Genomic DNA, 12,268 nt, shown 5'->3' with positions numbered 1-12,268 from the left:
CCCCGGCCCCTACCCCGCCTGCCCGCGCGCCGTGGAGCAGCCCGTGACCCTGGCCATCGGCCCGGAGGGCGGCTGGATCCCCTACGAGGTGGACCTGCTGGGCAAGGCAGGCCTGGCTCCGGTCCAGCTGGGCGACCGCATCCTGCGGGTCGAGACTGCTGTGACAGCACTGCTCTCGCGGATTTTCTGACACGTAAGTCAGCTTTTACCCATAAAGTTTCCCTTCCCCAGGCCGATTGTCTTGGCAACACAACAATTAATGGTGCTGCCAAGCCGCCGGGGAGTCGTACATGTATCAATGGTTCGCCCAATCATTGGGCAATGTGAGCGTCAATCGCAAACTGGGGCTGGGCTTCGGCCTCGTGCTGCTGCTGACCCTGGCCACCACCCTGGCCGGCTGGCACGGCATGGACAGCATCATCGACCGTGGCGACAAGCTGGGAAACATCTCTGTCATCCAGCAGTACACCCAGGAACTGCGCATCGCCCGCCAGCATTACCAGCGCCAGCCTGATGATGCTTCGGTGGCAGAGCTGGAAAAGGCCCTGGGCAACCTCGACAGCCAAGTGCAGCTTATGCTCGGGCAGATAGAGCAACCCGCTGACCGCCAGCGCCTGGAGCAGCAGCGCGAGGCCGTGCATGGCTACCAGCAGGCATTCAACGAGCTGAAACAGGCCGGCCAGCGCCGCGAGGCCAGCCGCGCTGTGCTTGGCGACACTGCCGACAAGGCTGCGGAGCTGATTGGCCGGGTGCAACGCGGCCTGCTGCAGGGTGGCGACATCAGCCAATACCAGCACGCGGTGGAAGTCAGCGCCCTGTTGCAACAGGCACGCTTCCAGGTACGCGGGTACACCTACAGCGGCAACGCCGACTACCAGCAAACGGCCCTCAATGCCATCGACCAGGCCTTGGCCGAACTGCGCGCGCTACCGGCCAAAGTGCCAGCGGAGCACGCTGCCAGCCTGGACGATGCCACCACCGCCCTGGGGGGCTACCGCGACGCGGTCACCCAATACGGAAGTGCACAGGTCGCCAGTGAACAGGCCCTGCAGAGCATGGTCGAGCACGGCACGGTTCTGCTGCAGACCAGCCAGGCCATGACCACCTCGCAAACCGCCGTGCGCGATGCCGGTGCGGCCCAGGCCAAGACCGTGCTCGCCGTGGCCACCGTGCTGGCCCTGGCCCTCGGCCTGCTGGCGGCCTGGGTCATCACCCGGCAGATCATCATCCCGCTGCGCCAGACCTTGCGCGCCGCCGAACGCGTGGCCAGTGGCGACCTGTCCCTGGATCTGCAGGCACAACGCCGCGACGAACTGGGCCAGTTGCAAGCCAGCATGCACCGCATGACTCAGGGCCTGCGCGAACTGATCAGCGGCATCGGTGATGGTGTCACGCAGATCGCCAGCGCTGCTGAGGAGCTGTCGGCGGTGACCGAGCAGACCAGTGCCGGGGTCAACAACCAGAAGGTCGAGACTGATCAGGTGGCGACCGCCATGAACCAGATGACCGCCACCGTGCATGAGGTGGCGCGCAATGCCGAGCAGGCCTCGGAAGCTGCGTTGATGGCCGATCAGCAAGCCCGCGAAGGCGATCGTGTGGTCGGCGAGGCGGTGGCGCAGATCGAGCGCCTGGCCGGCGAAGTAGTCAACTCCAGCGAAGCGATGAACCAGCTCAAGGCCGAAAGCGACAAGATCGGCAGCGTGCTCGATGTGATCAAGTCGGTGGCCCAGCAAACCAACCTGTTGGCCCTCAACGCGGCGATCGAGGCGGCCCGTGCCGGCGAGGCCGGGCGTGGCTTTGCCGTGGTGGCTGATGAGGTGCGCAGCCTGGCGCAGCGCACCCAGCAATCGACCGAAGAGATCGAAGAGTTGATTGCCGGCCTGCAGAGCGGCACCCAGCGCGTGGCCAGCGTGATGGATAGCAGCCGCCAGTTGACCGATAGCAGCGTCGAACTGACCCGCCGCGCTGGCAGCTCCCTGGAGACCATTACCCGGACCGTGTCGTCGATCCAGGCCATGAACCAGCAGATTGCCACCGCTGCGGAAGAGCAGACCGCAGTAGCTGAAGAGATCAACCGCAGCGTGATGAACGTGCGGGATATTTCTGACCAGACCTCGGCGGCCAGTGAAGAAACGGCCAGCTCCAGTGTGGAGCTGGCGCGGTTGGGTACCCATTTGCAAGGGTTGGTGGGGCGGTTCAGGCTCTAGGTTGATGTGTAGGTCGCCTGTACTGGCCTCTTCGCGGGCAAACCCGCTCCCACAAGTACCGCACAGTTCTCAATGTCTGTGTAGTACCTGTGGGAGCGGGTTTACCCGCGAAGAGGCCGACGCAGGCGGAGTATTCCTACCTATTGAAGTGAAATTTCCTACCTGATTATCAGGTCAAGTCCTACAGCTCCGCTGCCGATTGGCAAAGGTGTGATGCCAGCAATGTGCCTGCATCCTAGCCCCCAATCGCACGGAGATTCCTCATGCTCGGCTACCTCAACCGCAAGCTCGGCAACATCAGTGTCGGCGCCAAGCTCGCCCTCGGCTTTGCCGTGGTCCTGCTGCTTACCTTGGCAACCACCGTCAGTGGTTGGCGTGCACTGGATGACGCCATTGTCCGCTCGCAGCAACTCAGCGAAATCGGCCTGATCAACGACCTGACAAAGGACTTGCGCGCAGAGCGCATCACGTACCGCGTCCTCAACGACAACGCCAGCAGAACGCGGATAGCCAACATTCTCGACCAGCTCAACAGCATGCTGACCACCTTGCAACAACGTAGCAGTGTGGATGAGTCGCGGCAGATGCTGACTGAAAAGCTGGAGCTGCTGCAGCGCCTGCGCGGCGACTTCAGCGAGCTGGAGAATACTGTCGCCAAACGTATCGCCCTGCGCCAGGCCATGCAGGCCCAGGAGCAGAAGCTCAGCGAAGTGATCGATGATCTCCAGACCCAGGCCTTGCTGAGGATGCCTGCCGACAGCCAGCAAGGCGGTGTGCTGGGGCTGATGGACACGCTGAGCCGACATGTCGACGGTGCCAACCAGCAGATTCTGGTTCCGGCCTATACCTTCTCCCCTGTGGAAAGCTTCGCCAAGGTCGGCGACAGCTCCCTGGATGCTGCCGACAGCAGCCTTGCGCAACTGCTCAAAGGCCTTGCGCCACTTGGCTTGCCCCGTTCACTCACTCAGCAACCCGGGGAGCAGCTGGCCAAGTACCGCGCCAGCCTGGATGACTATCGCCGGGCTGCGGTGCGTGTGGAACAGCTGCAAGACAACATGGAGAACATGGGCAACGAGCTGCGCGCGGTAAGCCTGGAACTGGGCAAACGCAAGATCGAGCAGCGTGACAGGGAAGCCCTTGAGGCCCGCTCGGTGCTGACCACTGTAGCCCTGCTGGCGCTGGTCGTAGGCGTCGTCGCCGGTTGGCTGATCACCCTGCAGATTACCCAGCCTTTGCGCCAGACCCTGGCCGTGGCCGCACGCATTGCCAAGGGCGATCTGAGCCAGGTCGAACCGGTGCTACGCCGCGACGAGATGGGCCAGTTGCAAACCAGCATGCGCGAAATGACCTTGAGCCTGCGCGAGCTGATCGGGGGCATCGACCAAGGCGTCGGCAGCCTGTCACAGGCTGCCACGCAACTGGCGGCCAGCAGCGAAGACACCAAGCTGCGCATCAACCAGCAGCGCGAGGAAACCGACCAGGTGGCCACGGCCATGAACCAGATGAGCGCCACCGTGCAGGAAGTGGCGCAGAACGCTGAACAGGCCTCGCTGGCAGCGACCAACGCCGACCAGCAGGCCCAGGTCGGCGACCAGGTGGTGGCCGAAGCTATCGGCCGCATCGAACAGCTTGCCGGGCAGATGGACCATTGTCTGGCCGCCATGCAGCACCTGGCGGGCGAGAGCCAGCGCATTGGCAGCATCCTCGATGTAATCAAGTCAGTGTCCGAGCAGACCAACCTGCTGGCGCTGAACGCGGCGATCGAAGCGGCGCGGGCGGGCGAAGCCGGGCGTGGCTTTGCCGTGGTGGCCGATGAGGTACGCGGCCTGGCCCAGCGCACCTCGACGGCCACCGAGGAAATTGGCCAACTGATCGACAGCCTGCACAACGGCACCGACGAAGTGACCCGCCTGCTGGACAACAGCAAGAACCTGACCGAGCAGAGCGTGGAGCTGAGCCGCAAGGCCGGGCATGCGTTGAGCCAGATCACCGACACGGTGTCGAGCATCCAGGGCATGAACCAGCAGATTGCGACCGCCAGCGAAGAACAGAGCGTGGTGGCCGAACAGATCAACCGCAGTGTGCTGAATGTGCGCGATGTTTCGGATCAGACCAGTGCGGCCAGTGAGCAGACGGCGGCTTCGAGTGGGGAACTGGAGCAGTTGGGGCAACAGTTGCGGGGGATGGTCGGGCGGTTCAACATCTGAGATTGTTGGGCTGCTTTGCAGCCCATCGCGACACAAGGCCGCTCCTACAAAAGATTGCATTCCCCTGTAGGAGCGGCCTTGTGTCGCGAAAGGGGCGCAGAGCGCCCCCAGCGGCTAAAGCACCTGGCGCAGGAATGCCTGCGCGCGCGGGTCCTTCGGCGAGGCAAAGAACGCGGCCGGCGCCGAATCTTCCAGCAACTTGCCATGGTCGAAGAACAGCACGCGGTCCGCCACTTCGCGGGCAAAGCCCATTTCGTGGGTAACGCAGACCATGGTCATGCCTTCCTGAGCCAGGGTTTTCATCACGTCCAGCACCTCGCCGACCATTTCCGGGTCAAGCGCCGAGGTCGGTTCGTCGAACAGCATCACTTTCGGGTCCATGGCCAAGGCACGGGCGATCGCAACCCGCTGCTGCTGGCCACCAGACAGGCGCGATGGGTATTCGTTGGCCTTCTGCGCAATGCCTACCTTCTCCAGCAGCGCCCGGGCCTTGGCTTCGCGGTCAGCCTTGTTACGCTTGCGCACCACCTTCTGCGCCAGGCACAGGTTCTCCAGCACGGTCATGTGCGGGAACAGGTTGAAGTGCTGGAACACCATGCCGACTTCGCGGCGGTAGGCGTTGATGTCGGTCTTCGGGTCGGCCAGTTGCAACCCGTTGATGGCCACATGGCCTTCGTCGAAATGCTCCAGGCCGTTCAGGCAGCGCAGGAAGGTCGACTTGCCCGAGCCCGACGGGCCGAGCACCACCACCACCTCGCCCTTGGCGACCTGGGTGGTGACGTTATCCACGGCCCGTACCACGTGGCCACGGGTGTCGAAGACTTTCAGCAGGTCACGGACTTCAATCACTTTGCGCAAGCCTCCGCTCGAGCCGGCTGGCCAGGTGCGACAGCGGCAGGTTGATCAGCAGGTACAGGCCTGCCACGCAGAACCAGATCTCGAAGGTCGAGAACGATGTGGTAATGGCCTCGCGGCCGCTCTTGGTCAGTTCGGTGATGGCGATCACCGAGACCAGCGAGGTGTCCTTGACCAGGCTGATGAACTGGCCGGCCAAAGGCGGCAGTACACGCTTGAAGGCCTGCGGAAGGATAACGTGGCGCATCGACTGGCCAGCGTTCAGGCCCAGCGAGCGGGCCGCTTCGTTCTGGCCCTTGGCGATGGATTGCACGCCGGCACGAACGATTTCAGCCACGTAGGCACCGGTGAACAGCGCCAGTGCAGCCACCCCGGCAAACTCGCGGGACAGGTTGAGCACGGTACCGATGAAGAAGTAGAAGATGAATATCTGCACCAGCAGCGGTGTACCGCGCACCAGTTCGACATACACCGTCGAAAGGTCATGCAGCGTTGGGTTGCTGGACAGTCGGCAGAGACCCGCGAACAGGCCGATCAACAGGCCCAGGGCACCGGATACCACGGAAATCCAAAGCGTTGTCCACAGGCCCCAGGCCAGCGGGCCAGCCGCCCAGTGGCGGGTGACGCCAATCTGGTCGCCTTCGGACACATCATCGCCACGGGACAGCTGCAGGCTGTCCTTGGCCACATCGAGCACCTGCTCGGCACCATTTTCATCTTTCAGCGTGACACGGGCATTGTCGCCAGAGATGACGATCTCCTGCACGGTACCGTAACCGGCTGCACGTTGTGCTTCCTCGGCCTTGTAGGCGAAGTACTGCGGTACGCGGTTCCAGCGCCACTCGTAGGAAATCATCGAGGTGGCCATGTACAGGCTGAATGCCAGGCCCACCAGGACCAGGGCAGTCAAACCGTGCCAGGGCCACTGGGCTTTCTTGTGTTTGATCACGTGGGGTACTTCCGTAAATGCGAACGCGCAGGGTTTGCCTGCGCGTCGAGGTCATAAAGCCGGGCTTGTGGCCTGGGCCTTATTCCATTTCCTTCAGCCAGTCCTTGTTCTTGAACCACTTGTCGTGAATACGATCGTAGGTCCCGTCATGCTTGATCTGGTGCAGGAAGTTGTTGATGAAGTTGATGCTGTCGTAGTCGCCCTTCTTCAGGCCAAAGGCCAGCGGCTCGTAGGTGAAGGGTTCTTCGAGGAACAACAGCTTGCCGGCACCGGCCTTGTCCACTGCCACCACGTTGTACGGTGCGTCATAGACGAAGGCGTCAGCCTTGCCGTTGACCACGTCCATCACCGCTTCCTGCTCGTTGTCGTAGCCGTGGTACTTGGCTTTGGCGATCAGCTTCTTGGAAACCATTTCGCCGGTGGTGCCGAGCTTGGAGGTGATGCGGTACTTCTCGTTGTTCAGGTCCTTGTACGACTTGATCTCGCCCGCCAGTTCCTTGCGGATCAGCAGGGTCTGGCCAACCACGATGAAGGGTTCGCTGAAGTTCAGGCGCAGGTTGCGTTCCTGGGTGAGGGTCATGCCGCTGCCGATCATGTCGAACTTGTCGGTCAGCAGGGCCGGGATGATGCCGTCATAGGCCGTGGATACCGGCTCGAACTTGACGCCCATGGACTTGGCCATGGCTTTGAGGATATCGACTTCGAAGCCGATGATCTCGCCACGCTTGTTGGTCATCTGGAACGGCATGTAGGTCGGGTCCATGCCCACACGCAGGGTGCCGCGCTTGACCGCGTCATCGATCGCGCCCGCCTGGGCCGCCGTCACGGCGACCAGGGCGGTGACACCGACCAGCAGTCGCGAAAGGTATTTCTTGATCATCACCAAGTCCCCTAGCAAGAAAAGTAGCGAATCTTATTGTTGGCATGGCCGTGGCGGCCGATGCGTCATATCGGGGAGGGATGCTAACGCATGGCGGCCCGGGGACCTAGAGCCGGGGGGGACTTTGTTGGCCAAAATCTAGGCAAGGCCCTAAAAGCTTCGCGGGTGAACCCGCTCCCACAGGGACTGTGAATAACCCTGTGGGAGCGGGTTTACCCGCGAATAGGCCCTGTCAGGCACCAACCAGGGAAGGCTGGGCCTCGTTCTCCGGGTGCAACGGCAACAGCGGCGAATGCGGGTCGTTCTTGATCGATGCGCGCCACACGTTGATCCATTCCGCATTGTGCTCGGCCCAGACCTGCTCGTGCAGGCGGGTCAGCGCCACCGGGTCGCTGAGCAGGGCCAGGCGGGTATTGAGGTCCAGCCCTTGCGGCCCGACCTCCATCGCCTTGGCCACGCGCTCCACGCGCAGTGCCTCGATCGGTGCCGCCTGACCATGACGGGCAGTGGCCATGGCGCAGGCCAGGGCGTTCTGCCGCGGGTCGACCACAGCCCGCACGAAGCCGTCATGCAGGGCATGCCAGCGGTTTTCGTGGGTGTACTGGTCGGTAGCCAGCAGCTCTGGCGGAGTGGCGTATTCCTCGGGGATGAGGAACAGCTTCTCGTCCTTGGCCGCCAGGCCCAGGCGGGTGCGGCTGGAAATCACCGAAACCGGAATCGACAGCACCAGCGAACCGACGATCGGCGCCAGCCACCACAGGAAGCTCGGGTTCAGCCAGGCCACCAGCGCCGCCCAGGCAAGGCCCAGCACGGTCTGCGGGCCATGCCGGCGCACCGCTTCGCCCCACGGCGTGGAGTCGTCGTCACGCTGCGGCGAGTTCCAGGTCGCGGCCCAGCCGAGGAAGGCGGCCAGTACGAAACGGGTGTGGAAAATCATGCGCACCGGTGCCAGCAGCATGGAGAACAGCATTTCCATCAGCATCGACAGGGTGACCTTGATGCGCCCGCCAAACTCGGTCGCGCCCTTGGCCCAGATCAGGATGACGCTGAGCAGCTTGGGCAGGAACAGCAGCACGATGGTGGTCGAGAACAGCGCCACGGCTTTCTCCGGGTGCCACTGCGGCCACAGCGGGTAGAGCTGGTACGGCTCGATGAAGTACTGCGGCTCCATCAGCGTGTTGGTCGCCAGCAGCGCGGTCGACAGCACCAGGAACAGGAACCACAGCGGCGCCGACAGGTACGACATCACCCCGGTCAGGAACACCGCGCGGTGCACCGGGTGCATGCCCTTGACCAGGAACAGGCGGAAGTTCATCAGGTTGCCATGGCACCAGCGGCGGTCGCGCTTGAGCTCGTCGAGCAGGTTCGGCGGCAGTTCTTCATAGCTGCCCGGCAGGTCGTAGGCGATCCACACGCCCCAGCCGGCACGGCGCATCAGTGCAGCTTCGACGAAGTCGTGCGACAGAATGGCACCGGCGAACGCGCCCTTGCCCGGCAACGGCGCCAAGGCGCAGTGCTCGATGAACGGCTTCATGCGGATGATCGCGTTGTGGCCCCAGTAGTGCGACTCGCCCAGCTGCCAGAAGTGCAGGCCAGCGGTGAACAGCGGGCCGTACACGCGGGTGGCGAACTGCTGCATGCGCGCATACAAGGTATCCATGCCCGAGGCTTTCGGCCCGGTCTGGATGATGCCGGCGTCCGGGTTGGCCTCCATCAGGCGCACCAGGCTGCTCAGGCATTCGCCGCTCATGACGCTGTCGGCGTCGAGCACGACCATGTACTTGTACTCACCGCCCCAGCGACGGCAGAAGTCGTCGAGGTTGCCGCTCTTGCGCTTCACCCGGCGCCGACGGCGGCGGTAGAAGATACGGCCGAAGCCTTTGGTTTCGCGGCATACGTCCAGCCAGGCCTGTTGCTCGGCAACGGCGATGTCGGTGTCGTTGGTGTCGCTGAGCACGAAGAAGTCGAAACGGTCGAGGTTGCCGCTGGCGGCCACCGACTCGAACGTTGCGCGCAGGCCGGCGAACACCCGCGGTACGTCTTCGTTGCAGATCGGCATCACCAGCGCGGTACGCGCCTCGGGCGCGATCGGCTCATTGCCTGCACTGCTGCCCGAAATCTTGTACTTGTCGCGCCCGGTGAGCAGCTCGAGGAAGCCCATCAGTGCGGTCCAGAAGCCCGCCGATACCCAGCAGAACAGGATGCCGAAGAGGATCAGGATGGATGTCTGCAGGGCATACGGCCAAACCTGCACCACGGTGTCCCAAAGCGGCTGGTTGACGATTTCGTCGAATTCCACGAACGACCAGCCCTGGTACGGCAGGATGCCCTTCATGTACCAGCCGGCAACGATGGTCTGGCCGATCATCAGCGCCAGCAGGATATAACGGCGGATCGAGCCGACCGTACGCCAGCGGGCTGGCGGCAACTCGCGCTTGGGCGGCTGCGGGGCGTTGGTGCGGCCGGTCATGCGCCGCCACATGCGGATAAGCACGTTGGTGCGCCACGGCTCGGGCACGACCTTGGTGCGCTTGATCGGCGGGGCGATCTTCAGGCACAGGCGGCCGCTGCCGTCGACGCCGAGCATTTCGGCGTCTTCCAGCTCGGCGGCGCTGCCTACGGTCAGGCGTGGGCCCACCGAGGCCTGCACGGCCTCGGCAGAGCTGGCGGCCGGGTTGGCCGCCAGGCGTTGGTGCAGCTCACTGAATGACGTGCAGCTGGCGAGTTCCGCCCGTTGCTCGTCGCTCAGTGGTAGGTGGGCCAGGTACTCGCGAAGCGATTCCGGCCTTGCGCTTGAGTTACTCATCGGCAGGCAACTGATAGCTCCAGGTCTCGGTCAGCACCTTCTCGGTGGTGGCCGGGGTCCCGTTGGTGGGCGCCGCATCGGCGGCAGGTTGTTCGGCCTTGGCGGCTTTCTCGGCCTTGGCTTGCTTGGCAGCAGCCTTGTCCTGCTTGGCGTCCTTGGCAGGCTTGGCGGCTTCGACCGGCACGTCACGCACCAGCGCGGCACGCATTTCGGTCGATTTGTTGGCTTCCTTCACCTTCAAACGCAGGGTCAGGCGCCAGCCCTTGGTCTCAGGGTTATAGCGCAGGTTGTTCTCGACCACCTCGGCGTTGTCGCCCACGCTGATCTGGCTGCGCACGGCGGAGTCTTCCGGCAGGGCGGCCAGTGCCGGGCCAGCGAAGTCGACCAGGAAAGCCACGCTGCCGTCTGGTTGGCGGATCAGGTTGGACTGCTTGACGTCGCCGGTGGAACGCAGGGTCTGCTTGACCCAGCCCAGCTCGGGGGCCTGGAACTTCGGCTCGTCGATGGTCCAGTGCAGGCGATAGGCGTACTCGAATGGCTTGCCTGGCTCAGGCAGCTTTTCCGGGCTCCAGAAGGCCACGATGTTGTCGTTGGTCTCGTCGGCAGTCGGGATTTCGACCAGGTCGACAGTGCCCTTGCCCCAGTCACCCTTCGGCTCGATCCAGGCGCTCGGACGCTTCTGGTAGTTGTCATCGAGGTCTTCATAGTCGCTGAAGGCGCGCTGGCGCTGCATCAGGCCGAAACCACGCGGGTTCTCGACGCTGAAGTTGCTCACGGCCAGGTGTTTCGGGTTGTTCAGCGGGCGCCACAGCCACTCGCCGTTGCCGGCATGGATCGACAGGCCTTCGGAATCGTGCAGGGCCGGGCGGTAGTTGAGGACCTTGGACGGCTGGTTGGGGCCGAACAGGTACATGCTGGTCAGCGGGGCGATGCCCAGGCGGCTGACATGGTCACGCAAGAATACGCGGGACTGCACATCGACCACGGTGTCGTTGCCAGGGCGCAGGGTCAGCTTGTACGCGCCGGCGGAGCGCGGCGAGTCCAGCAAGGCGTAGATGACCAGGTGCTTGTCGGCCGGCTTGGGCTTCTCGACCCAGAACTCGGTGAAGCGCGGGAATTCCTCGCCCGACGGCAGTGCGGTGTCGATGGCCAGGCCACGGGCCGACAGGCCGTACACGTGGCCCTTGCCGACCACGCGGAAGTAGCTGGCGCCAAGCAGGGTCATGATCTCGTCCTGCTTGTCGGCCTTGTTGATCGGGTAAAGCACGCGGAAACCGGCGTAACCCAGGTTCTTGGTGGTTTCCGGGTCGTGCGGCACGTCACCGAACTCGAAACGGTTCGGGTCGTACTTGATTTCCTCGACCTTGGTGGCGGTGACCTGGTTGATCTTCACCGGGGTGTCGAAGTGCATGCCCTGGTGATAGAACGACAGCTTGAACGGGGTCTTGTCCTTGGCCCACTCGGCCTTTTCCTGCAGGAAGTGAATCTTCTGGTAGTCCGCGAACTTCATGTCGCGGAATACGGCCGGCAGGTTGCTTTTCGGTGCTTCGTACTTCTGGCCGGCCAGATCCTTTGCCTTGGCTGCAACATCGTCAAGATTGAATGCCCACAGCTGGCCCGCGCTCATCAGGCCGACCAGTGCCACACTGGCCATCAGGGCCTTGCGTAGCCCGGTACCGGGGATTCTTGATGCTTTTTGGGGACTAACAATCACGAGCAACCCTCGCCGAAAACAGATCATGAAACCAACGGCCAGCGACAAATGCCGGGTTGGCGAGCACTGTTCGGACCCCGTGAGGGCGTAATGATTCCCCAAACGGATCCAGACAATACTCGAGTCAGAGTGAAACGAACCTGCGAACGCAGGTCCATGCAGCGCGCGATTATCCAGCAGGTCGCGTTACAACGCATCAGGCTGGAACAACTATTTATCGCACAAAACCCCTTGTTTTCCTGTGAACAAGGGGTTTTTTACCCTCACATTTGTAACATAAATGTTACGGGGCCATCATTGACCAGGTGCACCTGCATGTCTGCGCCGAATTGCCCGCTTGCCACATCGGCGTGCCGAGCCTTTGCCTGCTGCAAAAGATAGTCGAACAACTCGGCGCCGAGGGCCGGTGGCGCTGCCGTCGAGAAGCTCGGGCGCATGCCGTTGCGGGTGTCCGCCGCCAGGGTGAACTGCGACACCAGCAACAAGCCACCGCCGACATCCTTGAGCGACCGGTTCATCTTGCCCTGCTCGTCGCTGAACACCCGGTAGTTCAACAGCTTGTGCAACAGCTTGTCGGCCTGCTCGCGGGTATCTTCAGGCTCGACTGCCACCAGCACCAGCAAACCCTGATCTATTGCACCCACCACCTC

Annotated in this window: 9 protein-coding genes; 3 read left to right on the top strand and 6 right to left on the bottom strand. The window is 63.1% G+C overall.

Features of this window, described 5'->3' with window-relative positions; genetic code table 11:
* From J5M58_RS25285 to J5M58_RS25275, 3 genes are all read left to right on the top strand, one after another.
* Positions 1-190, top strand: a 190-nt coding sequence (locus J5M58_RS25285) for a 16S rRNA (uracil(1498)-N(3))-methyltransferase (protein ID WP_207880039.1), incomplete at its 5' end; no start/stop codon positions are given.
* 100 nt (positions 191-290) lie between these two features.
* Positions 291-2,207, top strand: coding sequence for a methyl-accepting chemotaxis protein (locus J5M58_RS25280; protein WP_207880037.1), 1,917 nt, complete (start codon positions 291-293; stop codon positions 2,205-2,207).
* Between the two features lie 263 nt (positions 2,208-2,470).
* The gene (locus tag J5M58_RS25275) at positions 2,471-4,414 is read left to right on the top strand and encodes a methyl-accepting chemotaxis protein (RefSeq protein ID WP_207880035.1); all 1,944 of its coding nucleotides are present in this window, start codon (positions 2,471-2,473) and stop codon (positions 4,412-4,414) included.
* Positions 4,415-4,528: 114 nt separating this feature from the next.
* Here the strand turns inward: J5M58_RS25275 and J5M58_RS25270 are convergent, their stop codons facing one another.
* The 6 genes from J5M58_RS25270 to dtd all read right to left on the bottom strand — a co-directional run.
* Positions 4,529-5,263, bottom strand: a complete 735-nt coding sequence (locus J5M58_RS25270; RefSeq protein ID WP_112249926.1) for an amino acid ABC transporter ATP-binding protein — start codon at positions 5,261-5,263, stop codon at positions 4,529-4,531.
* Positions 5,256-6,218 carry an amino acid ABC transporter permease gene (locus J5M58_RS25265; RefSeq protein ID WP_112249560.1) on the bottom strand — a complete coding sequence of 321 codons (963 nt, stop codon included), beginning with the start codon at positions 6,216-6,218 and terminating at the stop codon, positions 5,256-5,258. The genes J5M58_RS25270 and J5M58_RS25265 overlap by 8 nt, the downstream gene beginning before the upstream one ends.
* Before the next feature lie 79 nt (positions 6,219-6,297).
* Positions 6,298-7,095, bottom strand: a complete 798-nt coding sequence (locus tag J5M58_RS25260; RefSeq protein WP_024087841.1) for a transporter substrate-binding domain-containing protein — start codon at positions 7,093-7,095, stop codon at positions 6,298-6,300.
* A gap of 235 nt (positions 7,096-7,330) precedes the next feature.
* Entirely contained in the window at positions 7,331-9,904 is a 2,574-nt protein-coding gene (gene mdoH / locus J5M58_RS25255; RefSeq protein WP_112249561.1) for a glucans biosynthesis glucosyltransferase MdoH, read from the bottom strand.
* Entirely contained in the window at positions 9,897-11,618 is a 1,722-nt protein-coding gene (locus tag J5M58_RS25250) for a glucan biosynthesis protein G (protein WP_207880033.1), read from the bottom strand. Before J5M58_RS25250 ends, mdoH begins: the two co-directional genes overlap by 8 nt.
* Positions 11,619-11,881: 263 nt before the next feature.
* Positions 11,882-12,268, bottom strand: a 387-nt coding sequence (gene dtd / locus J5M58_RS25245) for a D-aminoacyl-tRNA deacylase (protein ID WP_207880031.1), incomplete at its 5' end; no start/stop codon positions are given.

The organism is Pseudomonas sp. 32_A, from assembly GCF_017490905.1.
Classification (GTDB): Bacteria; Pseudomonadota; Gammaproteobacteria; order Pseudomonadales; family Pseudomonadaceae; genus Aquipseudomonas; species Aquipseudomonas inefficax.
Note: the sequence above shows the minus strand (reverse complement) of the source record. Positions and strands in the feature narration are given on the sequence as shown.